26 protein-coding genes are annotated in these 26,457 nt (G+C 35.5%); 25 read left to right on the top strand and 1 reads right to left on the bottom strand.

Annotated elements, in window-relative coordinates; translation table 11 throughout:
- The first annotated feature begins 46 nt into the window (after positions 1-46).
- The 18 genes from ACTWP4_RS10225 (at position 47) to ACTWP4_RS10140 (ending at position 19,806) form a co-directional block, all read left to right on the top strand.
- Positions 47-637 (top strand): dipicolinate synthase subunit B, encoded by a 591-nt coding sequence (locus tag ACTWP4_RS10225; RefSeq protein ID WP_018932620.1) that lies wholly within the window; start codon positions 47-49, stop codon positions 635-637.
- 94 nt (positions 638-731) lie between these two features.
- The gene (gene asd, locus ACTWP4_RS10220) at positions 732-1,784 is read left to right on the top strand and encodes an aspartate-semialdehyde dehydrogenase (protein ID WP_443128660.1); all 1,053 of its coding nucleotides are present in this window, start codon (positions 732-734) and stop codon (positions 1,782-1,784) included.
- 13 nt (positions 1,785-1,797) lie between these two features.
- The gene (gene dapG / locus ACTWP4_RS10215) at positions 1,798-3,012 is read left to right on the top strand and encodes an aspartate kinase (RefSeq protein ID WP_443128659.1); all 1,215 of its coding nucleotides are present in this window, start codon (positions 1,798-1,800) and stop codon (positions 3,010-3,012) included.
- A 300-nt stretch (positions 3,013-3,312) separates the two neighbouring features.
- Complete coding sequence (gene dapA, locus ACTWP4_RS10210; protein ID WP_443128903.1) at positions 3,313-4,188, top strand: 4-hydroxy-tetrahydrodipicolinate synthase; 876 nt, start codon at positions 3,313-3,315, stop codon at positions 4,186-4,188.
- A gap of 170 nt (positions 4,189-4,358) precedes the next feature.
- Positions 4,359-5,078, top strand: a complete 720-nt coding sequence (locus ACTWP4_RS10205) for a ClpP family protease (protein ID WP_443128658.1) — start codon at positions 4,359-4,361, stop codon at positions 5,076-5,078.
- On the top strand, positions 5,075-5,296 hold the full coding sequence (locus ACTWP4_RS10200) for a YlzJ-like family protein (RefSeq protein WP_443128657.1): 222 nt from the start codon (positions 5,075-5,077) through the stop codon (positions 5,294-5,296). Before ACTWP4_RS10205 ends, ACTWP4_RS10200 begins: the two co-directional genes overlap by 4 nt.
- A gap of 143 nt (positions 5,297-5,439) precedes the next feature.
- Positions 5,440-7,749 carry a DNA translocase FtsK gene (locus ACTWP4_RS10195; RefSeq protein WP_443128656.1) on the top strand — a complete coding sequence of 770 codons (2,310 nt, stop codon included), beginning with the start codon at positions 5,440-5,442 and terminating at the stop codon, positions 7,747-7,749.
- Between the two features lie 108 nt (positions 7,750-7,857).
- A complete protein-coding gene (locus tag ACTWP4_RS10190) occupies positions 7,858-8,580 on the top strand; it encodes a GntR family transcriptional regulator (RefSeq protein WP_443128655.1) in 723 nt (240 codons plus the stop codon).
- Positions 8,581-8,814: 234 nt separating this feature from the next.
- Entirely contained in the window at positions 8,815-10,098 is a 1,284-nt protein-coding gene (gene yfmF, locus ACTWP4_RS10185) for an EF-P 5-aminopentanol modification-associated protein YfmF (RefSeq protein ID WP_443128654.1), read from the top strand.
- The gene (yfmH, locus tag ACTWP4_RS10180) at positions 10,088-11,374 is read left to right on the top strand and encodes an EF-P 5-aminopentanol modification-associated protein YfmH (RefSeq protein ID WP_443128653.1); all 1,287 of its coding nucleotides are present in this window, start codon (positions 10,088-10,090) and stop codon (positions 11,372-11,374) included. The genes yfmF and yfmH overlap by 11 nt, the downstream gene beginning before the upstream one ends.
- A 9-nt stretch (positions 11,375-11,383) precedes the next feature.
- Positions 11,384-12,103 carry an elongation factor P 5-aminopentanone reductase gene (gene ymfI / locus ACTWP4_RS10175; protein ID WP_443128652.1) on the top strand — a complete coding sequence of 240 codons (720 nt, stop codon included), beginning with the start codon at positions 11,384-11,386 and terminating at the stop codon, positions 12,101-12,103.
- Between the two features lie 88 nt (positions 12,104-12,191).
- The gene (locus tag ACTWP4_RS10170) at positions 12,192-12,449 is read left to right on the top strand and encodes a DUF3243 domain-containing protein (RefSeq protein ID WP_443128651.1); all 258 of its coding nucleotides are present in this window, start codon (positions 12,192-12,194) and stop codon (positions 12,447-12,449) included.
- A 263-nt stretch (positions 12,450-12,712) separates the two neighbouring features.
- Entirely contained in the window at positions 12,713-13,600 is an 888-nt protein-coding gene (locus ACTWP4_RS10165; protein ID WP_443128650.1) for a helix-turn-helix domain-containing protein, read from the top strand.
- 278 nt (positions 13,601-13,878) lie between these two features.
- A complete protein-coding gene (gene pgsA / locus ACTWP4_RS10160) occupies positions 13,879-14,457 on the top strand; it encodes a CDP-diacylglycerol--glycerol-3-phosphate 3-phosphatidyltransferase (RefSeq protein WP_443128649.1) in 579 nt (192 codons plus the stop codon).
- The gene (locus ACTWP4_RS10155) at positions 14,457-15,704 is read left to right on the top strand and encodes a competence/damage-inducible protein A (RefSeq protein WP_443128648.1); all 1,248 of its coding nucleotides are present in this window, start codon (positions 14,457-14,459) and stop codon (positions 15,702-15,704) included. Before pgsA ends, ACTWP4_RS10155 begins: the two co-directional genes overlap by 1 nt.
- A gap of 192 nt (positions 15,705-15,896) precedes the next feature.
- Entirely contained in the window at positions 15,897-16,928 is a 1,032-nt protein-coding gene (recA, locus tag ACTWP4_RS10150) for a recombinase RecA (RefSeq protein WP_443128647.1), read from the top strand.
- Positions 16,929-17,369: 441 nt separating this feature from the next.
- Positions 17,370-18,929 carry a ribonuclease Y gene (rny, locus tag ACTWP4_RS10145; RefSeq protein ID WP_443128646.1) on the top strand — a complete coding sequence of 520 codons (1,560 nt, stop codon included), beginning with the start codon at positions 17,370-17,372 and terminating at the stop codon, positions 18,927-18,929.
- A 595-nt stretch (positions 18,930-19,524) separates the two neighbouring features.
- Entirely contained in the window at positions 19,525-19,806 is a 282-nt protein-coding gene (locus ACTWP4_RS10140) for a hypothetical protein (protein WP_443128645.1), read from the top strand.
- Between the two features lie 269 nt (positions 19,807-20,075).
- Here the strand turns inward: ACTWP4_RS10140 and ACTWP4_RS10135 are convergent, their stop codons facing one another.
- Entirely contained in the window at positions 20,076-20,399 is a 324-nt protein-coding gene (locus ACTWP4_RS10135) for a YolD-like family protein (RefSeq protein ID WP_443128644.1), read from the bottom strand.
- A gap of 144 nt (positions 20,400-20,543) precedes the next feature.
- On the opposite strand from ACTWP4_RS10135, the gene ACTWP4_RS10130 reads away from it, so the two are divergent.
- The 7 genes from ACTWP4_RS10130 to cotE all read left to right on the top strand — a co-directional run bounded on the left by ACTWP4_RS10130 (position 20,544) and on the right by cotE (position 26,412).
- Complete coding sequence (locus ACTWP4_RS10130) at positions 20,544-20,684, top strand: hypothetical protein (protein WP_443128643.1); 141 nt, start codon at positions 20,544-20,546, stop codon at positions 20,682-20,684.
- Positions 20,685-21,097: 413 nt separating this feature from the next.
- On the top strand, positions 21,098-21,895 hold the full coding sequence (locus tag ACTWP4_RS10125; RefSeq protein ID WP_443128642.1) for a TIGR00282 family metallophosphoesterase: 798 nt from the start codon (positions 21,098-21,100) through the stop codon (positions 21,893-21,895).
- 126 nt (positions 21,896-22,021) lie between these two features.
- Complete coding sequence (locus ACTWP4_RS10120) at positions 22,022-22,282, top strand: stage V sporulation protein S (protein WP_003468886.1); 261 nt, start codon at positions 22,022-22,024, stop codon at positions 22,280-22,282.
- Between the two features lie 76 nt (positions 22,283-22,358).
- Entirely contained in the window at positions 22,359-23,276 is a 918-nt protein-coding gene (locus ACTWP4_RS10115; RefSeq protein WP_443128641.1) for a dipeptidase, read from the top strand.
- Between the two features lie 97 nt (positions 23,277-23,373).
- Positions 23,374-24,951 (top strand): tRNA (N6-isopentenyl adenosine(37)-C2)-methylthiotransferase MiaB, encoded by a 1,578-nt coding sequence (miaB, locus tag ACTWP4_RS10110; protein ID WP_443128640.1) that lies wholly within the window; start codon positions 23,374-23,376, stop codon positions 24,949-24,951.
- Positions 24,952-25,371 carry a RicAFT regulatory complex protein RicA family protein gene (locus ACTWP4_RS10105; protein ID WP_443128639.1) on the top strand — a complete coding sequence of 140 codons (420 nt, stop codon included), beginning with the start codon at positions 24,952-24,954 and terminating at the stop codon, positions 25,369-25,371.
- Positions 25,372-25,848: 477 nt separating this feature from the next.
- The gene (cotE, locus tag ACTWP4_RS10100) at positions 25,849-26,412 is read left to right on the top strand and encodes an outer spore coat protein CotE (protein WP_443128638.1); all 564 of its coding nucleotides are present in this window, start codon (positions 25,849-25,851) and stop codon (positions 26,410-26,412) included.
- The last annotated feature ends 45 nt before the right edge of the window (positions 26,413-26,457 follow it).

Here is a 26,457-nt window from a genome sequence, read left to right as displayed (position 1 = left end):
AACCCTGTGATTCTGTATAAAGATTACGAATATAGGAGGTATTTTAGTGGATTTTAAAGGGAAAAAGATTGGATTTGGTTTAACTGGATCACATTGTACTTATGCAGATGTTTTTCCACAAATGGAGAAATTAGTCGAGTTAGGTGCCGAATTAGTGCCAGTTGTTTCCTATACATTTAAAGAGACTGACAGTAAATTCGGTAAAGCTCAAGATCATATGGATCGCGTTAAAGAAATTACAGGTAGAGAACCGATCGCAACTATTGTAGATGCTGAACCGTTAGGACCGATCGAACCATTAGATGCTATGATATTAGCTCCTTTGACTGGTAATTCCATGAGTCGTCTCGCTAATGCCATAACCGACAGTCCTGTTCTGATGGCAACGAAAGCAACGATTAGAAATGGAAATCCAGTTGTCATTGGCGTTTCAACCAATGATGCATTAGGCTTAAATGGTGTTAATTTAATGAGGTTAATGTCTACTAAGCTAATATATTTCGTACCATTTGGTCAGGACGATCCGATAAAGAAACCAAATTCAATGGTATCAGATATGACACTCATTCCGGAAACGGTAGAGAATGCTCTTGAATATAAGCAAATACAGCCAGTAGTTATAGAAAGAAACAAGTAATTATGATGAAATAATTAAAGAATACTCGATAATATGTTATGATGAAAAAGATAATCAAATTAAACATTGAAGTAAATGGAAGGGGACAATAAACATGGCAACAGGACAACAATATAATGTAGCAGTAGTAGGTGCTACTGGTGCAGTAGGAGCAAAAATGTTAGAAACATTGGATAAAAAGAACTTTCCAATCAACGAATTACTTTTATTATCTTCTAAACGATCAGCAGGAAAGGAAATGGAGTTTCAAGGTAAAACATATACGGTGCAGGAAGCTACTCCTGAAAGTTTTGAAGGTGTAGATATTGCCCTCTTTTCTGCTGGTGGTTCAGTGTCTAAAAAGTTGGCACCAGAAGCAGTAAAACGTGGTGCCGTAGTAGTTGATAACACAAGCGCATTCCGTATGGATCCTGAAGTGCCGCTTGTAGTACCAGAAGTGAACGAAGAGGATATCCAAAAGCATAATGGAATTATTGCAAATCCTAATTGTTCCACAATCCAAATGGTAGCTGCGCTTAAACCGGTACAAGATCAGTTTGGTATGTCCAGAGTAATTGTTTCAACTTATCAAGCTGTATCAGGAGCTGGAAATGAAGCAGTTGAAGAATTACATTCACAGTCAAAAGCATTTTTAGATGGTGAAGAGTTAAATCCGGAATTACTACCTGTATCAGGAGAAAAACATCATTACCCAATTGCATTTAATGCATTACCACAAATTGATGTGTTCCAAGATAATGGGTATACATTTGAAGAAATGAAAATGATCAATGAAACGAAGAAAATCATGCATGATGATTCAGTTCAGGTTGCAGCAACTTGTGTACGATTACCTTTCTTTACATCTCATGCAGAAAGTGTATATGTGGAAGTAGATAAAGATGCCGTAACGGTTGATCAATTCAAAGAAGCGATTAGTAATGCGGATGGTATCGTCTTAGAAGATGATCCTGCCAATCAAGTATATCCTACCCCTCTGGCAGCAGCAGGTAAATGTGATGTGTTTGTAGGTCGTATCCGTAAAGATTTAGATAATGAGAAAGGATTCCATTTATGGGTAGTCTCTGATAACTTGTTAAAAGGAGCTGCTTGGAATTCGGTGCAAATTGCTGAATCTTTAATTAAAAATAACTGGCTCAATAAATAAATGAGGTGGCATCATGCGGGTATTAGTTCAAAAGTTTGGTGGAACATCCGTTAAAAATAAAGAATCTAGAGAATATGCTATTAAGCATATTAAAGAAGCATTAAATGAAGGCTATAAAGTAGTAGTGGTTGTTTCAGCGATGGGTCGTTACCCAGAACCTTATTCGACAGATGCATTATTATCATTAATTGATGGTAATCACTCCAAGTTAAGTAATAAAGAGAAAGACTTATTATTATCTTGTGGCGAAACAATTTCTGCGACGGTTTTCTCGCATGATTTACTAGAGAATCAAATCAATGCTTGTGCAATTACTGGTGGAGAAGCTGGAATTATTACGACTAGCAATTTTTCTAATGCTCAAATTAAAACAGTAGATACCGACCATTTATCACATATTATTAATAACCATCAAGTAGTAGTAGTAGCTGGGTTTCAAGGTAAAACGGAAAACAATGAAGTAACAACCATTGGCAGGGGTGGGAGTGATACCTCTGCCACTGCATTAGCAGCTGCTTTACAAGCAGAATATGTAGATATTTTTACTGATGTGAATGGTATTATGACAGCAGATCCTCATGTTGTTACCAATGCGCAAAAATTAGATACCATTTCTTATACAGAGATATGTAATCTAGCCTATCAAGGAGCAAAGGTTATACACCCTCGAGCAGTCGAGATTGCAATGCAGGCCAATGTTCCCATTAGAGTACGTTCTACAAGACTAAATGATAAAGGAACGCTTATTACGAATGTTCCTGAGACAGATTATGCTGAAAGTGTACATGATCGATTGGCAACAGGGATTGCATATGTTAATCAAATAACCCAAATTAAAATTCAAGAGGCGAATGAACCACAACAATTACATGTAAAAGTATTTAAAGCGATGGCTGAAGCGGGTATTTCCGTCGATTTTATTAATATATCACCTAATGGTGTCATATATACGATATTTGAACGAGATGAAACTTTAGCAAAGCAAGTCTTAGAATCGTTAAAACTTCAACCGATTATTACCAAAGATTGTGCAAAAATTTCTCTAGTTGGAGCAGGAATGTCAGGTGTACCTGGAGTTACATCAAAAATCGTACAGACATTAACTAATAAAAATATCCCCATTTTACAATCAGCAGATAGCCATCGAACTATATGGGTCTTAATTCAAAATATGCATTTAGAACCAGCACTTAATGCGTTACATGAAGCATTTCAATTAGAAAAATAACTTTTTTGAGATTATCTATTGATGAAATCGTATATTCATGGCATAATTATCTTCGCCATTTTTCTATATAGAGAAACTATATTCAGTGAGAGTTTCTTTTCCCTACAATGAATGGTAGTGAAATTTAGCATGGTTAGCACTGAATTAATACCAGAAGTGGGGTCTTTATTACAGTCGATGGTCACTATGATTTATCAGCCATATTGAAAAAATGAAAAGCAATAATTGAAGCAAATGTTATATTAGTACATGTTTAGCACTTGCAAATAAGGTGAAGGAGATTGGAAAGGAGATGGTGACATTATGGATTTCGGAAGACTGTTAACTGCAATGGTGACACCTTTTGATCAAAATAATCGTATGGATTTAAATATAACGACACAATTGATTGAACATCTAATTGCTACTGGATCAGATGGGCTTGTTGTAGCTGGTACAACCGGTGAATCCCCAACGTTAAGTCATGAAGAAAAGATATCTTTATTTAAGCATGTGGTTAAAGTAGTGGATGGTCGAGTACCTATTATTGCTGGTACTGGAAGTAATAATACACAGGCATCTATTGAATTAACCAAAGAAGCAGAACAAATAGGAGTCGATGGATCATTAGTTGTAACTCCATATTATAATAAACCAAATCAAGAGGGATTATATCAACATTATGCAGCGATTGCGCAAGAAACCAAATTGCCGATTATGCTGTACAATATACCTTCAAGAGCAGTAGTACGCTTAAATGTGGAAACGGTTGTGGCCTTATCACAAATCGATAACATTGTGGCGGTGAAAGATTCCACTGGTGATCTCGACGGCATCGCTTCTATACTGGAACAAGTAGATGACGATTTTTCTGTTTATAGTGGTGATGACTCATTAACCTTACCAATTAAATCTATTGGTGGTTCTGGGATTGTTTCTGTTTCTTCCCATATCATTGGCAAAGAAATGAAAGAAATGATTGAGTTATTTGAACAAGGTAAAGTGAAAGAAGCAAGTCGACTTCACCGTAAGTTACTTCCTATCATGCGTGCGTTATTTATGGCACCATCTCCTTCACCTGTAAAATCAGCCTTAACATACAAGGGACTTGACGTAGGTTCTGTTCGTTTACCATTGGTGCCATTGTCACCATTTGAAGAACAAAACCTTTTCAGAGTAATTGAATCATTCCAATAAATACTATTATTTGAACTCGTTTCTATCTAAATGAAACGGGTTCTTTAATGAATTGAACAAAGTAAGTTATACATACATAAGTCACTTTTTTATAACCGGTAATGTAGCAGAATGAAATAAGCAAGCTGGTTCATACTAATTACTACTATGAAGTAAAGGGGTAATTAGGTATGAAACAACAAAAACAAGAAACAAAAGAAAAAGAGTCACAATCATCATCGCTTGTTGAAAAGATTCAACAATTAGGACAATCCACCGTACCGAATGCACCAGACTCAAATATTCATGTATTATCCATCATCGGTCAAGTGGAAGGACATGTCCAACTACCACCACAAAACAAAACAACCAAATATGAACATCTCATTCCTCAGATAGTCGCCATTGAACAAAATCCTAAAATAGAAGGATTAGTCGTCATTTTAAATACAGTTGGTGGTGATGTGGAGGCAGGACTTGCTTTATCAGAAATGATTGCATCATTATCTAAACCAACTGTTTCTGTCGTATTAGGTGGAGGTCACTCCATTGGTGTTCCTATAGCTGTGTCAACTGATTATTCTTTTATAGCTCCATCAGCAACCATGACGATTCATCCGATACGTCTTACAGGCCTTGTTATTGGTGTGCCACAAACATTTGAATATATTGATAAAATGCAGGAACGTGTTCTTCAATTTGTGACTGCTCATTCTAATATCAAAGAGGACAAATTGAAAGAATTAATGTTCGAAAAAGGAAATTTAACTAGGGATATTGGAACAAATGTAGTCGGACAAGATGCTGTGAAATATGGATTAATCAATGAAGTTGGTGGCATAAGTGGTGCAATGTCAAAACTTAATGAATTAATTGAAAACAAAAAGGATACCCAGGAGTTGATCCAATGATATTATATACACCAATAAGTTATGAAGATATCCATTATACCGAAAAGGATTACCAGCAAAATGAATTTATTAGCTATCAAAATAAACCTTGCTGTATTCAAAGATTAGAAAACGGCGATATGCGTATCGTACAATTATTATCTACAGACCCCAATGATTATTTAGCTGAACATTTTTCTCCAGGAACTATTATTTCGAGTAGTGAAAATCTCCAATAGAATATTCGTTCTATTTTTGATTCTATGCTATAATGGAAATCAGAATAGAGCTAACTAAACACCCTTGCTAACAAACTTCAGCAAGGGTATTTCATACATACCAACATGATAATAACGGAATAGGGACTTGAGGAGTGTTTTATATGGCAAAAAAGAAAAAAAGAAGAAAAAAACAATCATTAAAAAATAATATAAAAAAAGAATTATTAGGGTTATTATTAGTATTTTTTGCTATTTTCGGAAGTGGTGCTACGATGATTAGCGATGGTGCTATCTCGTCTCTACTAGAAAATATTTTTCGTTTTTTCTTCGGAATCTGGTATTTTATTGTATCATTATTCCTTTTATTTGTAGGAATCTATCTTATGGTGAAACGAAAGTGGCCAAATTTATCAACACGAAAGTGGATAGGAACGTATTTGGCTCTAGCAGGATTTTTATTAATGACTCATATTCTTACATTTCAGTCGCCTGATAGTCTATCAACTGATTATCCTTCAATTGGGCAAAGCTTTTCTTTTTTCATGGAGTATATTCAAGGTGATCGTACGTCAGCTTATCTTGGCGGTGGGATGATTGCAGCAATCATGTTTGCAGTTAGTTATTTTCTATTTTCAAGTTCTGGAGCTATGATTGTTGCAGCATTTATGATGTTAATTGGGGTTATTGTGTTTTGTAATCTATCAATCGGAGATTTATTTTCAACCGCATTTCATAAATTACAAGAAAAATTACAACACAGTAAACAACGATTAGTAGAATGGAAAGAAAAACGAAAAGAAAAAGAAGTAGAAGAAGATCAAAATGATATTTTACTGGAGAATGACCATGATACAAATGACAGTGAGCTACCTGCTATTGCATATGCAAACGAAGATTTAGCAGTGATGGATCAGGTTGAAGATGAACAGGTAGAGACGATAGATGTAAAAGATTTTGAAGACAAAGAAGAAGCACCACAAGACAATTGGGATACAGCTGAATCAGAACAATTACCAACAACAGAATTTGAGAATCAAGATTATCAATTACCATTAATGAATATCTTAGAGCTTCCTAAAAACTTTGGTAAGCAACAAGATAAAACGCATATACAACGAGTTGTTCGCAAGTTAGAAAAAACATTCCAAAGTTTTGGAGTAAAGGCACGAGTAACAAAAGTACATGTCGGTCCATCCGTAACCAAATACGAAGTATATCCTGAAGCAGGAGTAAAAGTTAGTAAAATTGTTAATTTACATGATGATTTAGCTCTGGCTTTAGCTGCTAAAGATATTCGTATTGAAGCACCTATCCCAGGGAAATCTGCTGTAGGAATAGAGGTGCCGAATGAAGAAACGGCAATGGTTACATTACGGGAAGTGTTAGAAACGAAAAAAAATCAAATTCAGAACAATTTAGCTTTTGCTTTAGGAAAGGATATTTCCGGTGAAGCGGTAATTGCGGAATTAAATAAGATGCCACATTTATTGGTTGCAGGTGCGACAGGTAGTGGTAAAAGTGTTTGTATTAATGGCATTATTACCAGTGTTTTGATGCGAGCCAAACCACATGAAGTAAAGATGATGATGATTGACCCTAAAAAAGTGGAATTGAATGTATATAATGGAATTCCACATTTACTTACACCTGTAGTGACCGATCCAAAAAAAGCTGCTAGAGCGTTAAAAAAAGTAGTAGCAGAAATGGAAAGACGGTATGACTTGTTCTCAGAGACTGGTACGAGAAATATAGAAGGATATAACGAATATATTAATCGTCATAATGCAGCGGAAGAAGATCAACAACCACAACTGCCTTACATTGTTGTCATTGTTGATGAATTAGCTGACTTAATGATGGTTGCTTCAAACGATGTGGAGGATGCCATTACAAGACTGGCGCAAATGGCACGCGCAGCAGGTATTCATTTGATTATCGCAACGCAACGTCCATCAGTTGATGTTATTACCGGTGTTATCAAGGCAAATATACCATCACGAATTGCTTTTAGTGTTTCGTCACAAACTGATTCAAGGACAATCCTTGATTCTGGGGGGGCTGAAAAGTTATTAGGACGAGGTGATATGCTCTTTATACCTGTCGGATTATCCAAGCCTGTTCGTATTCAAGGGGCGTTTTTATCTGATGAAGAAGTAGAGCGTGTTGTGGATCATTGTGTGGAACAACAAAAGGCGCAGTATCAAGAGGAAATGATTCCAGAAGAAGAAACAGAAGTAAAGCAAGAAGTGGACGATGATCTCTATGACGATGCGGTTCAGTTAGTACTGGAAATGCAAAGTGCCAGTGTTTCCATGTTACAAAGGCGTTTTCGTATTGGTTATACACGTGCAGCGCGATTGATAGATGCTATGGAGGATAGAGGTGTTGTAGGTCCTTATGAAGGCTCAAAACCGAGAACTGTTTTACAAAGTCAAATGTCTGATGATATGACAGCAAATTCTTCCTCCTAGTACTAATAATTCAAAAGAAACAAAATATTCTTTATTATTCGATCTAAAAGTGTTATATTTGTTTGTAATAACAAACTAACATTGGATATAGATTGGTTGGGGGAAGCTATGTTATCTAATTTAAATAATGGATCTACCATCTCTGCTGTACATTATATTAAAAATTTAATAGAAGATGGGCATTATAAAGAAAAAGAAAAACTGCCTACAGAGTATGAATTAGCAAAAAATTTAGGTGTAACACGTAAAGAAATTCAACACGCCATTGCCATACTAGAAGAAGAAAATATCTTGATTCAAAGACCTGGTGTTGGTGTTTTTGTACACGCAAAACCGATTCTATCCTCTGGGATTGAGCAGCTGGGCAGTGTTACGGAGATGATCCAGAAATCAGGTAAAAAGCCAGGTGTACAATATATATCTGCAGAAATTACTGAACCTACAGATGAAGATAAACGTCGATTTGATCCATTAGAAATTGAAAAGTTTGCACAGTTAGAACGAGTGCGTACAGCAGATGGTGAGCCTGTTGTTTATTGTATAGATAGAGTAGATCAACGTACCATGCCATTAGAACTGATTCACAGTCAGGAATCTATTTTTCAAGCTTTAAAAACATATGCCAAAAAGGACATAGATTATGCTGTGGCTTATATTGAACCTATCGGTTACCATGAAAGAATTTCACCGATCTTAAATTGTGAACCTGATCAGGCATTATTACTATTACGTCAAATGCATTATACAAAAGAAAACGAACCAGTTCTCTATTCAGCTAACTTTTTTAGAGCAGATGTATTTAGTTTTTACGTTCTAAGAAAAAGATTTTAAGGAAGAATAGTGTTCCCTAAAGAAAGCTTAAAAACCCGTTACATTTATCTAAACGGGTTTTTAAGCTTTTCATCCAGTTTGGGTCTAAATAACTGAATGTATGTACCTCCAGAAGGAGAGAAACTCATGTGTATCAATATACTTTTTGACACAACTTCTCCTTTTAGCATAATATTTGGATCTTTTTGATAGAATATAGAAGACAAACAAAAATAAATTTAAAGGAGTAGTGTTATGGTTGAAACGTTAGAGCGAATCATCCCAAAAGAAGGGTATGATTTACATCTTATACATACCAAAAAATTTAAAACCATTCACCTGTCATTAAAGTTTACTTCAAAGCTAACAAGAGAAAATATTACGAAAAGAGCATTATTACCGTATATTTTGCAACAAGGTACTGAGAATTACCCTACCGCAATACAGTTACGTCAACATCTTGATGAGTTATATGGTACTGTTTTAGCAGTAGACAGTAGTAAAAAAGGTGAAAATCATATCTTAACGATTCGATTAGAACTGCCAAATGAACAATATATTGCCGGTTCTCAGGATTTATTAGATAAAGGAATTTCTTTTCTACGAGAAATCATTTATCAATCAAAACTAGTTGAACAAGTATTCGATCCAAAAATTGTAGCACGTGAAAAAGAAACATTACGTAGCAAGATGGAAGCATTAAAAGAGGATAAGATGAGCTTTGCAAACACTCGGATGATTGAGGAAATGTGTCAAGAAGAAGCATATCGTTTGCGTGTGCATGGTTATGAGGAAGATTTAGATAAGATTACTGCTGAGGACCTTTATACTTATTATCAACAAATATTGAGTCAAGATCATCTCGATATTTTTGCTGTTGGTGATATTGAAAGTTTAGATGTAGAAGGAAAAATTACAGCACTGGTAGAAGAGAGACAACAACAACCAATTGAAAAAGCGAAGAGAGTTACAAAAAGTAATGAACAAACATTAATAGAACAAGATGATATAAAGCAAGCTAAATTACACTTTGGTTATCGCACAAATATTACGTTTAATGACGAAGATTATCCAGCATTACATGTATTTAACGGTTTGTTTGGCGGATTTCCTAGTTCTAAGTTATTTATGAATGTGAGGGAAAAGCATAGTTTAGCATACTATGCTGCATCAAGAATTGAAAGTCATAAAGGATTAATGTTCGTCTTTAGTGGGATTGCTCCAGAACAATATGAAAAAGCCAAAGAGATCATTTTGGAACAAATGGAGCAAATGCGTAATGGTGAGTTTACTGATAATGACCTCAGCGAAACGAAAGAAATGACCATTAACCAGTTGCGTGAAACCTTAGATAACCCACAGGGTATGATTGAATTACATTATCAAAGTGTGTTGGCACAATCGTCGATCACACCTGAACAATTATTACAGAAAGTAAATACTGTTACGAAAGATCAAGTAATCAACGTCGCAAAAAAAGTGAAACTTGATACGATTTATTTGTTGACTAGTAAGGAGGCGGAACAAAGTGAAGCATAAACATTATCAACAAATCGAAGAAAATATATATGCAGAAACACTTTCGAATGGTTTACGTGTTTTTATTTTGCCGAAACAAGAAATGGCAAAAACTTTTGCCATTTTCACAACTAATTATGGTTCGATCGATCAAAGCTTTGTTCCACTAAATGAGCAGGATTTACAAACGGTTCCTGATGGGATTGCACACTTTTTAGAGCATAAATTATTTGAAAAAGAAGATCGTGACGTTTTTCAAGATTTTTCAAAATTAGGTGCTTCAGCAAATGCTTTTACCTCTTTTACTAAAACAGCTTATTTATTCTCTGCTACCTCAAAGGTTAAAGAGAGTTTACAAACACTTGTAGATTTTGTGCAAGAGCCTTATTTTTCTGAGCAATCCGTTGAAAAAGAAAAAGGAATTATTGCACAAGAAATACGTATGTATGACGATCAACCAGATTGGCGAGCGTTTTTCGGGACGATTAAAAGCCTTTATCATCACCATCCGGTACAGATCGATATTGCTGGAACTGTAGAGTCGATTCATAATATTACGAAAGATGATTTATATACGTGTTATAACACCTTCTATCATCCAAATAATATGGTGCTGTTCATTGCTGGAAATGTTGATCCTGAAGAAACAATGGCATTTATAAAAAATAACCAGGATCAAAAAGATTTTGACGCACCTGAACCAATTACTAGAAAGTTTCCAGATGAGCCAAAAGAAGTAGCTGAAAAAGAAGTAACGATAACAATGCCTGTTTCCGTTCCAAAAGCTTTGGTAGGAATAAAGGAAAGTGTTATTCCGGAAGATCCGAAAGAATTTATGGAAAGAGAATGGTTGATGGACATAGTATTGGATCATTTATTCTCTAAAAGTGGTGTCGCATATGAACGATTATATGAAGAAGGGCTTATAGATCAGTCATTTAGTTGTGAATCCCATTTAGAGCGTAATTTTGGCTTTAGTATAGTAGGCGGGAATACGAAAAATCCAGAAAAATTAGCAGAAATGATAAAACAAGAACTTTTAAATCTTAAAACGTCTCCAATGGATCAGCAAAGTTTCGAACGAATAAAACGCAAGAAAATTGGTCAATTATTACGTGCTATGAATTCATTGGAGTTTATCGCTAATCAATACACACATTGTCAGTTATTAGGAATTGACTTCTTTGAAAGTATCGAATGGCTGGAAAATCTGACATATAGTGATATGCAGAATTATAGCCAAAATTGGATAAAAGAAGAGCAACTTTCTACTTGTTATGTGAAAGCAGATGAATAGAGGGTAACGATGGAGAAGAGAACGATCATAACTGGTGCAAGTGGGGAAATTGGTACGGCTATTGCTAACCAATTAGCCAATCAAGGGCATACACTTTTTTTGCATTATAATCGAAACAGAACGGCGATTGATCAATTACTTGAGCAACTACCGAAAAATCAGGTTATAGGTGTTGTTCAATCAGATTTAGCTACAAGAGAAGGCTTAGCTCAATTTATTAGTCAAATACCGCAAGATATTGACCATCTTATATATACTAGCGGAAAGGCTTATTTTGGCTTATTTCAAGACATGGAAGAACATGATATGGATGAAATGCTTCAATTACATGTAAAATCTCCATGGAAAATAACACAAACCTTAATTCCTAATATGGTACGAAATAAATGTGGACGGATCATATTGATTTCCTCGATTTGGGGTGAAATGGGGGCTAGCTGTGAAGTAGCCTATTCAACTGTTAAGGGTGCTCAAAATACTTTTATTAGAGCGTTAGCTAAAGAATTAGGTCCAAGTAATATTTTGGTGAACGGAGTTAGTCCTGGTTTTATTGATACCAAGATGAATCAAACTTTGACCGAGCAGGAAAAGCAAGAGCTAATCCAAGACATTCCATTACAAAGGGCAGGTAAACCTGAGGATGTTGCAGATGCTGTTCAATTTCTTTGTAGTAACCAATCAAAATATATACAAGGTGAATTAATCCGAGTTAACGGTGCTTGGAGTTGATTGATTAATCATCTTCCTTTTGTTAGTATGCATATTTTAAAAAAATTATCGAAAGATATTAATGTATGCTGATAAAGGAGGAATGAACATGTCTGTAATTGACAACTTTGAGTCATGGAAAGATTTTTTAGGGGATCGTTTGCATGATGCAGAAAATAATGGGATAAGTAATCAAGCAATTTCAGAGCTTGCGTATGATATTGGTAATTATTTATCAACGGAAGTGCAAGCAAAAAACGATCAAGAGAAAATGTTACGTGACTTATGGAATGCAGCAGATCAGAAAGAACAGCATGCCATTGCAAACATTATGGTAAAGCTTGTTCAAAACGAAGGCACTAAATAACAGAGTATGTACCCTATAAAGCATAATTCTTATGTTTTATAGGGTTTTTAACACCATTTTCCAATATTCAGCTTTATGAAATTTTCTTTAAATTGTCATATTCATGCAAATTTTCACTTTTCAATCGTTTTATTTTAAGATATGATTAAGATATGTTGTTTAAAATGAAACAAATTGGCATAAATATACGTCTACTAATATAGAGCCTGTTATCATATAATGTTCGGTTTATATAGATTAATGATTGATGGATGGTGTTTCAAATGGGAATCGGAGAAAGATTAAAAGAAGAGCGTGAAAGTAAAAATATGTCGTTAGAAGACATTCAAAACGTCACCAAAATACAAGTGCGATATTTGGAAGCGATAGAACAAGAAAGATTTAATGTTATGCCCGGTTCTTTTTATGTACGGGCTTTTATTAAGGAATATGCTACTGTACTTGGCTTGAATCCAGATGAATTAATGGAAGAATACAAAAATCAGTTACCTATTGAAAAAGAGGAAGATGTAGCACTTTCTCGTGTGAAGAGCAGTAAAAAAAATAACGCAACAACAAAAACACCTGTAATTTTTTCGTTCTTGCCAAGTGTTATTGTGGTTTTGTTGATAGTTGGTATTGTCGTATTAGTTTGGTTATTTAGACAAAACTATTTTTCTGGGGATGAAGCAGATCCAACACCGGCGGAAAATGATGAGAATACAGCCGGAGAATCGGTCCAGCTACCACCAAATCAAGGCACAACCCAAAATGAAGCTGATGAGAATGAAGATGGAAAATCTTCAGGTAACGAGCCAGTGGAAGAGGATGAACCGGAACCAACTACAGAGATATCTTTGGATAGTTATGAAAATAATGAGTCTTACTATACGCTGACAACTACAGAAGAGAATGTAAATCTGGTGATTACTACTGAAAATAGACATTGGCTTGAAATCGCTGATAAAGCAGGCAACAGTCTATATGAAAAGATGTTTACTGCTAATGAAAGTCCATTAGAGCTTGATGTTTCGGATGTAGAAGAGCTATATTTAAGATTTGGTGAACCACAATCCATAAATATTGAATTAAATGAGGAAAAACTGGAGTTGTCTGATGAAATACAAGCATCTGATGTTCAACAAGCATGGATTACAATTGAAAAGCAATAATGCAACTTTCTAACCCTCTTTTCATTAATAAAGAGGGTTTGTTTTCAGAAATAAAGAAATGAAGCTTATACTGCACAGTGACTATTTGAGGTGTTGCCCACGGATAGGGAGTACTTTTCCGTAGTGACATTTTAGACTCATCTATGAAAGAAAGTGAGAATGTCTTAAACGATGAGAATTTTCACTCTAGCGAATTTATTTCTATTTTGAATCAGAAAAGAACAGGATCGGACGGGTTTTGCCCGTTTTTTCTTAATATATTGAGGGAGTGTCAGTAAATGAATATACCTAATCAAATTACATTATCACGAATTATGTTGATTCCTTTTTTTATTTTATTATTATCCTACCCATTTGATTGGGGATTGTGGAATGTTGCCGACCAGTCCATTCCAATTTCTCATTTAGTTGCTGTGATTATATTTGCGATTGCGTCAGCAACTGATTGGCTGGATGGTTATTATGCGAGAAAACATCAGCTGGTAACAAATCTTGGGAAATTTCTTGATCCAATGGCAGATAAGTTATTAGTTTCCGCAGCATTTATTTTGTCAGTTGCTTTGGAAATGGCTCCTGCTTGGGTAGTGATTATTATTATTAGTCGTGAATTTGCTGTTACTGGGTTACGACTTGTTGCGGCAGGTGAAGGAATTGTACTGGCTGCTGGTCAACTCGGCAAATTAAAAACAGTTTTGCAAATACTTGCAATCATTTTCTTATTGTTGCATAATATTCCGTTTTCTGCCTTTGGATTACCAATGGATAGTATTTTACTATATGCTGCTCTAATCATTACGATTGTTTCAGGGGTAGAATATTTTGTGAAGAATTGGCATGTGATGGGAGATTCTAAATAATGACAGAAGTAAAAGCAGAACTGATATCAGTCGGTACAGAGTTATTGTTAGGGCAAATTGTCAATACAAATGCGGCCTGGATCTCAGAACAATTGGCGGACAAAGGGATCTCCGTCTATTATCATTCAGTAGTTGGTGATAACTTTAATCGATTGGCAGAAGTTTTTCGTGAAGCAGGAAATAGATCTGACATTGTTTTTATAACAGGTGGTCTTGGACCGACAGAAGATGATTTAACAAGAGAAGCATTTCAACATATCTCAGACTTACAGATTGTAGAAGATCAAGGGACATTAGATCAGATGAAAGCTTTTTTTGCCAAAAATAATCGTACGATGACACCGAATAATCGAAAACAAGCGCATGTGTTTGAAGGTTCAAAGGTATTACATAATTCTGTCGGTATTGCACCAGGAATAATTGTGGACTATAATAAAACGCTTTGGGTGTTTATGCCTGGTGTTCCACGAGAAATGAAGGCTATTATGAACGAGGAAGTACTGCCTTTTCTTAATGACTCGTTAGCTTTAAAAACTGTGATCAGGTCCAGAATGCTACGCTTTATTGGGATTGGTGAGTCACAATTAGAACATGATCTTAGAGATTTAATATCAAACCAAACCAATCCTACGATTGCTCCTTTAGCATCAGAAGGTGAGGTAGCTTTAAGACTTACAGCAAAGGCTGAAAGTAATGAAGAGGCTGAACAGTTGATTGATAAGATAGAATTAAAGATTAAAGAACAAGTTGGACAATATCTTTATGGTTATGACAACACCAATATCGAAAAGACAGTGTTTGAATTAATGAAGCAAAAGCATTTAACGATTGCTAGCGCAGAAAGCTTGACAGGAGGAGCGTTTGCTTCGAAAGTAGTGGAGCAGGGTGGAGCATCGGCAATATTTAATGGTGCTGCTGTTGTATACCAACCTTTTTCCAAGAATTCTGCATTAAAGATTACTGACGAGCTGATTACAACATATGGAACAATCAGTAAAGAGTGTGCAGAAAGTATGGCTAGTCAAGTGAAGAAAATCTATCAGTCTAAGCTAGGTATTAGTTTTACTGGAGTAGCTGGTCCAGATGAGTTGGAAAATCAACCTGTTGGCACTGTATATATATCAATTTGTGATGAAAATAATCAGCACTATACATCAAGATATCAATTTAATGGTGATCGCCAAGCAATTAGAAATCGAACAGTCAAAAAAGCATTTGAATTACTATTTTATCAACTTAAGAAATGAAAATATTTTTTTAGATAACTGAAAAAGTGCTTTTTTATGGATATAATGATAGCAAAAATGCTTTTCAATAAGGGTTTTATCGATAATTGCCATTATTTCCATGAAAATAATGGGAACATTTATTCGTTTTTTGCTTGTGAAATGAGCAAAAAGGTTGTAAGATAGTAGTAGCAATATGAAGGAGGAATTAATGTGAGTGATAGAAAGCAAGCCTTAGATATGGCGTTAAAACAAATTGAAAAGCAGTTCGGAAAAGGCTCCATCATGAAGCTTGGCGAACAGGCAGAACAAAAAGTAGCAACCGTTTCAAGTGGATCCATTGCAGTAGACGTTGCATTAGGTGTTGGTGGTTATCCACGAGGACGTGTAGTTGAAATATATGGACCAGAATCATCTGGTAAAACAACTGTATCTCTTCATGCAATTGCGGAAGCACAACGAGCAGGCGGACAAGCTGCTTTTATCGATGCGGAGCATGCGCTTGACCCAGTATATGCAAGAAAATTAGGTGTAAATGTTGATGAATTACTGTTATCTCAACCTGATACTGGAGAGCAAGCTTTGGAAATCGCTGAAGCACTTGTTCGTAGTGGTGCGGTAGATATGCTTGTTATTGACTCTGTAGCTGCCTTAGTACCAAAGGCTGAGATTGAAGGGGAAATGGGTGATGCTCACGTTGGCTTACAGGCTCGTTTAATGTCTCAAGCGTTACGTAAGTTATCAGGTGCTATCAATAAGTCTAGGACAACAGCTATATTTATCAACCAAATCCGTGAAAAAGTCGGTGTGATGTTCGGTAATCCTGAGACAACCCCTGGTGGTAGAGCGTTGAAGTTCTATTCTTCTGTTCGGTTGGAAGTAAGACGTGCGGAAACGTTAAAAGTAGGAAATGAAATGGTTGGTAACAAAACGCGTATTAAAGTTGTAAAAAATAAAGTAGCGCCACCATTTAAACAAGCGGAAGTTGATATTATGTATGGTGAAGGTATTTCAAGAGAAGGAGAAATACTAGATATCGGGTCTGATTTGGATATAGTTCTAAAAAGCGGTGCCTGGTACTCTTATAACGATGAAAGACTCGGTCAAGGCCGTGAAAATGCAAAACAATTCTTAAAAGAAAATGTTGCTGTAGCAGAGGAAATCTATCGTTCCATTCGAGCTCACTATGATATTGAAGGTGAAAGCGCAGAAGAAGAACCTCAAGAGAGTTTACTAGAGGAATAAATTAAAAGCTCCGTAGTCAATAAATAGACTGCGGAGCTTTCTTTAGGTAAGAATTTGCTTTCTACCATTCTCCCTTGAAGGGAGTATTTTTCCGCAGCGACTATCAAGCACTCATTTTCCATTAGAAAGAGAGAAAGTTAACCCTACACAACTTCGCAGTTTGTATCTAGTGTGAATAAGGAATGAATAATATGGGTTTGCTAACTATTAAAAGTAAGTATGTTCTATTCATGGTGGAGATGAGACTATGGAACTGGTAGTTTTTGCACGTTTTATCCTATTACCGCTAAATCTTTACATTCCTTGACATCCTAGTAATAGAAGATTAAAATTAACATGTATAATTTAATAAATGTTATACATTTAAATTTCTAAAAACGTATTATTGTACATGCCGACTTAAAAAAGTTGTACAAGTTTATAGCAAGAGGAGGTGAAAGTATGGATAATATTGCGATCATCATCTCCATTTTGCTTACATTTGTCGGTATTGTTGTTGGTTATCTGATTAGAAAGAAAATTGCAGAGAAGAAAATTTCGAGTGCAGAAGAATTAGCAAAACAAATTGTGGAAGAGGGCTATAAAAACGCTGAAGTTGCGAAGAAAGAAGCATTACTAGAAGCGAAGGACGAGAATCATAAAATTCGTCAACAAGCGGATGAAGAGCTTAGAGAACGTCGAGCAGAAATTCAAAAGCTTGAAAGTCGTCTCATGCAAAAGGAAGAAAACCTCAATCGTAAGGATCAAACTCTAGACAAGCGTGAGCTATTGTTAGAAAAGAAAGAAAGTTCGCTTACAGAAAAACAACAACAAATTGAAGAAATGGAAAGCAAAGTTGGAGCAATGTTAAGCGAGCAACAAGCAGAATTAGAACGGATATCAGGATACACCACAGATCAAGCAAAACAAATTATTTTGCAACGTGTCGAAGAAGAAGTTACCCATGAATCAGCTATGATAATTAAAGAAGCAGAAAATCGTGCGAAAGAAGAAGCAGATAAGAAAGCTAAAAACATCTTGTCGCTGGCACTACAACGATGTGCTGCTGATCATGTGGCTGAGACTACTGTTTCCGTTGTCAATCTTCCGAATGATGAGATGAAAGGTCGAATTATTGGTCGCGAAGGCCGTAATATTCGAACTTTAGAAACACTAACAGGTATTGATCTAATAATTGACGATACACCAGAAGCGGTAATTTTATCTGGTTTTGACCCAATTCGTCGTGAGATTGCCCGAATCGCATTAGAAAAGCTTGTGCAAGATGGGCGTATTCACCCGGCTAGAATTGAAGAAATGGTGGATAAATCAAGACGTGAAGTCGATGAATATATTCGTGATTATGGAGAACAGACAACATTTGAAATAGGAGTTCATGGTCTTCATCCTGATTTAGTGAAGATATTAGGGCGATTAAAATATCGAACAAGCTATGGACAAAATGTTTTAAAACACTCAACGGAAGTAGCTTATTTATCCGGACTATTAGCTGCTGAGCTCGGAGAAGATCAAACACTTGCTAGACGTGCCGGTTTATTACATGATATTGGAAAAGCAATAGATCATGAAGTGGAAGGTAGCCACGTAGAAATCGGTAAAGAGCTAGCAACGAAATACAAAGAAAATGAAGTCGTTATTAATGCAATTGCTTCACACCATGGTGACGAAGAAGCAACATCTGTCATTGCAGTAATCGTTGCTGCAGCAGATGCACTTTCAGCCGCTCGTCCGGGTGCAAGAAGTGAGACATTAGAGAATTACATTAAACGTTTAGAAAAATTAGAAGAAATTTCAGAATCATATGCAGGTGTTGAAAAATCATTTGCAATTCAGGCTGGTAGGGAGATTCGTATCATAGTGAAGCCAGATGAAATTGATGATGCTGAATCTACCAAGATCGCCAGAGATATTCGAAAACGAATTGAAGATGAGTTGGATTATCCGGGACATATAAAAGTAACCGTAATCCGAGAAACTCGCTCAGTAGAATACGCAAAATAGAGAGGCTTTCACAGTCTCTCTATTTTTATGTTTTTATAGCTTTTGCTTTCCTATACTAAATATTCAATTAGTATCTGAAAAGATTCAGTATCAAATTTTGACTTTTAGAAAATTGTGCGCAAAGCTTTGGTTACTAAAACAGAGCATCTAAACAAAATCCTTACAAACCCCCTAAATCTTTGGAGGGGATATTGCAAAAGAATCTGCAGATTTACGAGCAAATAACAAAGGCCAAACAATGATAATAATATTCTTTAGAATGTCAATGTGTTTTAGCCTGATTGATTGTATTATCAATAAGCCCTTCAAAATTTTCATCCATTTATGTCTCCTCTCAACATTCTTACATCACTTTTAATCAAGATTTCCCAAAAAAATAATGATAATTTTTTTATCACTTTATCCATACTAAAAAAAGTGGTCAAATAGGTCTGAAATCGTTAAATCCTCGAAGTATATTCACTGTATTAAAGCATCTTGAACATTCTTTATTTCTGTTCTTGAAAAATAAATTCCATAAAAAATGAGTAAAAAATTGAAAATGATTAAAACTAATAATGTTTCAATTTAAATCTTATATGGAGGTTATTAAATCATGAAAAGAATCATTACTCTAATATTATCTATTGCTATTTCACTTGGTGTTTTATCAGCGTGTGCAATGGATAACGATAATCAGATGAATGAACAACCAGAGAATATTAATTATGAGCCCACTAATAATGGAAATAACAATATGAATAATAATAGAGGCCCAGATATTGATACCGATCCTCGCGATGTAAAGGAACCTAATGAGGGCGACACCCCGAATAACATGGACGAGGAAGAACCAGATCCTGATGAGGAGCCATCAGAGGAAAGAAGAGGTCAATAATTATTCAAGTTATGCTATAATTCGAAAGAAGGGACCGTACTACCCTTTCATTGTGTTCAGTCCTTGCTGATATTTCGTTCAAAATCTTTTTTCAAAGTATTAGCAAGGACTATAATGTATTTCACCTTATCCTCTAATATCGAAAGAACCTTCTTCCAAATGGCCGGCCTAAAACAGTTTCGTTTTTCTTCTTTTCTTTCGGCAAATCTTAAAAGATACTTTGAGTCAGTAATTTACCTAACGACTTGCTATTTTAAAGTCTTGTGTAATTATATATCGCTTAAAGACAACTCCACTATATTATTGATTTCCAATTGATCAATTCCTTCTGAAGTATTTAAGTAAAGAGAAGTTCCTCTGATTTTATCTATACAACCTTCTGCAGTTCGAAGTCTGTGATTGTTCCAGTAGACAATATAGATCTTTTGGTTAAACTTAATCGCTTCCTGTATAGTACGCTGCATTTCATCGTACTGATCTTCAGATAAAATAGGCTTTTCAAATTTCTGTTCTTCTTCAAATATATTGTGAAGCATCTCCATATGTTCTGGCATCATCATTGCCGTCCATTTTTTATTTCCGCGATCGATCATAAATAATGCACCTCACCAACAAGAACATTCGTTCCTATTGTATGCCCGAATATTAAATTTATACAAATTAAGTTTATTGGAAGGAATATTAAAGTTCATGTCGAATTTATTATTAAAGTTCTAGGTCAAAAGGGAGGTAAGAAAATGTTGAAGAATAGATCCCATCAATGCCTACTCGAAGGAATAACGAAAGAGGATATCAATCGCATAAATCAAGAATTAGATTTACTAATACAAGCAAGAGAAGAAGGTAAAAGAAAAGATAAACGAAATTGCGCCTACTAAATGTAGGTGTTTTTTTATATGGAATATTGTTAAAAAGAGGAAGAGGTTACTGTTGAAGAAATTGTTAGTATTTTTACTAATGTTATTAGTTGTTGCTTGCTCCAATATTGATATAAGCAACAACGTAGAAGCGGGATGGTCAGAAGCGAGAAGAGGGTGAGGTCTCAATTTTAGCAGAATTATAAATGAATAAATGCACCTATCCGAATTCCCCCATCATCTACCCATGTATTATTTAAAGTCCCAACTAGACGAAAACTGGCTCCAAATGCTTTCGTTTTTATGCATGAGTGTGCATTTGCGTTTTATAACGATTAATAGTAAAGTGTTGATACAGTGGGTTTTTAAGTTTTTTATAATGCAATTTACATGTTAAAAAGAATATGGTTACTAAAATAGAAAGGTAGACGTACATGAAGATTTTATTTATTGGTGACATTGTAGGTTCACCAGGAAGAGATATGGTACAAGAATATTTACCAAAATTAAAAACAAAATATCAACCACATGTGACGATTATTAACGGTGAAAATGCAGCCTCAGGAAAAGGGATTACAGAGAAAATTTATAAGAACTTACTTGAGTGGGGTGCACAGGCACTTACAATGGGTAATCATACTTGGGATAAACGAGAGATATTTAATTTTATTGATGAAGCCACCTATATGGTTCGGCCGGGGAATTTACCACCAAACACACCTGGAAATGATATTGTTTATATTAAATCAAATGGTCAGGAAATCGCAGTTATCAACTTGCTTGGCAGAACGTTTATGCAGCCAGTAGATGACCCATTTCGTAAAATAGACGAATTGATTAATGAGGCAAAGAAGCGTACTAATATTATTTTTGTTGACTTTCATGCGGAGGCAACGAGTGAGAAACAGGCTTTTGGATGGTATACTGATGGTAAAGCAAGTGTGGTTGTCGGTACACATACACATGTGCAAACTGCAGATAATCGCATATTACCAAATGGTACAGCTTATATATCAGATGTCGGTATGACAGGTCCTTATGACGGCATATTGGGGATGGAGAGAGAATCTGTTATTAAGAAATTCCTGACTGGATTGCCTGTCCGTTTTGAAGTGCCGAAATCAGGACGAGCCCAATTAAGCGGTGTATTAATCGATATCGATAATTCTACTGGAAAAGCAATAAAAATTGATCGCATTCAAATTAATGATGATCATCCATTCTTCTCCTAAGTGTCGCGTTTCTATCGAATGATTTGAAATTTCAACTGCTATCCTTCATAATAAAAAGGAATATCTTTCAATATCATGAATATAGTAAAAGTGGGATAACAATAGCAATTGAAGGAGGTACCAGGAATGGACATATTAAAAGTTTCAGCAAAATCAAACCCGAATTCTGTAGCAGGCGCACTTGCAAATGTATTACGTGAACGTGGTTCAGCGGAAATCCAAGCGATAGGTGCTGGTGCACTTAATCAAGCAGTGAAAGCAGTTGCAATCGCACGTGGTTTTGTTGCTCCAAGTGGAGTGGATCTCATTTGTATTCCAGCTTTTACTGATATTATGATTGATAATGAAGAACGTACAGCTATAAAGTTAATTGTTGAGCCAAGATAATAGGAATATTAGTAACCTGTTTGTTAGATAACAAACAGGTTTTTAAATGTCAATTTTTGATGTAGGAGTGGAGTTCATGATTATCGATTGTCATTGTGATGCACTCTTTAAAATGTGGTCGCACCATATCGATTTTGATGATGGTGTCTTTTTGGATGTGAATTATCAAAAATGGATGGAGAGCCCTGTAAAAGTGCAGTGTTTTGCAATTTATGTGCCAGAACACATTCCAACAGAAGCAAAATTCTCCGTGGCATTACATATGATTGATCTTTTTTTCGAGAAAATTATAAAACCGTTTTCTAATATTCAATTTATTCAAACAAAAGAAGATATAGAAAGGTTGAAACCAAACGAGAGAGGTGCCATGCTAACATTAGAAGGCTTGGATTGTATCGGGGCGGAGCTGTATAAATTGAGAATACTCCTTCGACTTGGAGTTAAAATGATTGGCATGTCATGGAATCAAGCAAATCTTGCTGTAGACGGAATAGGAGAGCCAAGGGGAAGTGGATTAAGCTCACTGGGAAGAAGAGTGATCCAACTAGCAAATCAGCAGAAAGTATGGGTTGATCTCGCACATATTTCTGAACAAGGATTTGATGAAGCAGTAGAACTTAGTGACTATTTGATAGTCTCTCACGCAAACAGCCGATCGGTTTGTGCTCATTCTCGTAATCTTACAGAACAACAAGTGCGTAAAATTATCGATAATAATGGCTTAATCGGTATCACTTTCGTTGAAAATTTTGTGACAACAAATAATAATGCGACAATCAATGATCTCTTGAGACATATATCTTATTTTCTAAGTGCTGGAGGAGAAGATCATCTTGTATTTGGATCAGATTTCGATGGAACAGATCGGTTTGTTGATAATCTATCTTCCATTAGCCAATATAGTTTTTTAGAAGCTGCATTGAAACAAAGATTTTCAGCATCCATCATCCAGAAAATCAGCTATCAGAATTTTATTAAGCATTTTCCTGATTAATTATAAAAATATCAATTAATTCGCTTTGTATTTACACGATTTATCCCCTATAATAGATGAAGTAGTTTGATTAGGGGTAAGAAAGGAGATAAATAGCATGAACGAGAAACAACGATTAGAAAGTCAACAAATAAACCAAAAGAGTTCGGCGGACGTAAAATCCGATGCGGACGATAATTTAGATCGTTTAAAAAACATGTCAAGTGATGAGTTGATTTCTAGATATTTTCAAACAACTTATGAACCACCTAATATGCGTAAAGCAAAAAAACGTTTAAAAAAAGACGTCGATATTCATTATGATTTTGACATTCCATTAGAGATGAGAGCAATTGGTAAAGGGAAAAAATTTCTTATCCGTACTTATGGTTGTCAAATGAATGAACATGACACAGAAGTAATGGCAGGTATTCTTACGCAAATGGGTTATACACCAACAGAGGACACAAATGATGCGGATATCATTTTATTAAATACTTGTGCAATCCGTGAGAATGCAGAAAATAAAGTTTTTGGTGAAATCGGTCACCTAAAACCACTAAAATTAGAGAATCCGGATTTAATCTTAGGTGTTTGTGGATGTATGTCTCAAGAAGAATCTGTAGTTAACCGTATATTAAAGAAACATCCATTCGTTGATTTGATTTTTGGTACACATAACATTCACCGTTTACCTCAGTTAATTAATGAAGCGATGTTTGGCAAGGAAATGGTTGTTGAAGTATGGTCTAAAGAAGGCGACATTATCGAAAACCTTCCAAAAGCGCGTAAAGGTAAAATCAAGGCATGGGTTAACATTATGTACGGCTGTGATAAATTCTGTACGTATTGTATTGTGCCTTATACTCGTGGTAAAGAGCGTAGCCGTATGCCGGATGATATAATTCAGGAAGTACGTCATCTTGCTGCACAAGGATACAAAGAAATTACTTTGTTAGGGCAAAATGTTAATGCATATGGGAAAGACTTAGAGTTTGAGTATGGTCTGGGAGACTTAATGGAAGAAATCAGTAAAATTGATATCCCGCGAGTTCGTTTTACAACGTCACATCCAAGAGATTTCGATGATCGCTTAATTGAAGTACTAGCACAAGGTGGAAATCTGTTAGATCACATTCACTTACCAGTTCAATCTGGTAGCTCTGATATTCTTCGTGTAATGGCTCGTCGTTACACAAGAGAAAGCTACTTAGAATTAGTGAAAAAAATTAGAGAAGCAATGCCTAATGCTACATTAACAACTGATATTATTGTAGGGTTCCCAAATGAAACAGATGAACAATTCGAAGAAACCATGACTCTTGTAGAAGAAGTTGGGTTTGAAAGTGCTTATACGTTTATCTATTCACCAAGAGAAGGTACACCTTCTGCACGTTGGGAAGATAATATTCCGATGGAAGTGAAGAAAGAACGTCTGCAACGATTGAATGCATTAGTGAACAAGCAATCAGCAGAAGCGATGAAACATTATAAAGGTAAAACAGTAAAAGTACTCGTAGAAGGCGAAAGTAAAAAAGATCCTGATGTTTTATCTGGTTATACAGAACGCAATAAATTAGTGAATTTTAAAGGACCAAAATCTGTCATTGGTGAAATTGTTGAAGTGAAGATTACTAACACGAAAACATGGACATTAGATGGAGAAATGGTTGAATCAGCAGTTGAGGTGAATTAAATGGCAAATTATACGAGAGCAGAAGTGATTGAGGAAGCACATAAATTAGCAAACAAAATGGCCAACATTGAAGAAATTGATCGTTTTAAAGAATTAGAAGCAAAGCTAAATGAGAACAACAAAATTCAAAGTACCATTAAAAAAATTAAAGCATTACAAAAACAGGCTGTTAATTTCCAAGCTTATGGAAAACATGAAGCATTAAAACGTGTGGAAGCAGAAATTGACCGCTTGCAAGAAGAAATTGACGAAATTCCAGTCGTACAGGAATTTAAAGAATCACAAGTTGTTATTAATGACCTCCTTCAACTTGTAACCAATACTATTGCAAGAGAGATCACAAATGAAGTGATCCGTTCTACAGGCGGAGATGTATTAGCTGGAGAAACAGGATCCAAAAAAGGACAAAGTCATTGTTAAAATCACTAAAAGCATGATTAACTGAAAAATGGTTAATCATGCTTTTTTTATTCTTGTTTCTGTTCAGTAAACGTAAACTGCGTAGTTACATTTACTTTCTTCCATTCTGAATTTTGATGAGTGTTGCCAAACGCTCTGGCAGAATGCTCCACTCTCCATGGGCTCTCCTTCAGCCCCTGGAAAGGGAGTATTTTCCGTAGCGACGAATTTGCACTACACTCCAAAAGAATGGAAGAAAACTTTACTCCGAAATTTTCATTGGTTCACAGTTTTTATCTTTTGGGATAGTGTTATTCAGGTACAGAGTGGATATGGTGTGGGCGTGATGTTTTTTGTTTTTACATATGTACACATTTCTGGGCAGTTGCATAGGATGGAGTAGGCGCTATGGCTAACATTTTTTTTAAACGAATGAAGGCACTATAGACGAATATCTCGCATATGATGGAATTGAAATAAGAGGGAGGTTATAATTCGATGTCTTATCTAGACCAACAATACCGGGAAATTATAACAAAAGCGGTCATTGGAAAGGGAAGAAAGTTTAAACAAGAAACGAACACCATCACACCTGCGCATCGTCCATCCAGTATATTAGGTTGTTGGATTATCAATCATAACTATCATGCTAAATTAGTGAAAAAAGATACTGTTGAGATTAAAGGAAGTTATGATATCAATGTATGGTATGCATATAATGATAATACAAAAACAGAAGTAGTAACGGAACGAGTAGAATACTGTGATCATGTACCATTATCCATTCGAGATAAACATCATATTGGTGATGAGTGTGAAGTGATTGCTAAAGTCATTCAACAACCAAATTGCTTAGAATGCAGTATTGAAACGAAAGGGAATAAAATTAAAGTAGATGCAGAAAGAGAATTTCTAGTAGAAGTGATTGGTGAAACAAAAATCTCTGTCAAAGTAGACCCAAAAGGTAAAGTCTATGATGACGAAGATTGGGATTTAGCAATCTCAGATGATGAATTTGATGACATTGATCCAGATTTCCTAGACGATCATGAAGAAGAATAAAGTATACAGTGTGGGGGATGCTCACACTGTATTTTTTTGTTTTTT

Source organism: Gracilibacillus sp. D59, assembly GCF_052246695.1.
Taxonomy (GTDB): domain Bacteria; phylum Bacillota; class Bacilli; order Bacillales; family Amphibacillaceae; genus Gracilibacillus.
The sequence above is the reverse complement of the archived record's forward strand: the minus strand, read 5'-3'. Positions and strand labels throughout refer to the sequence as shown.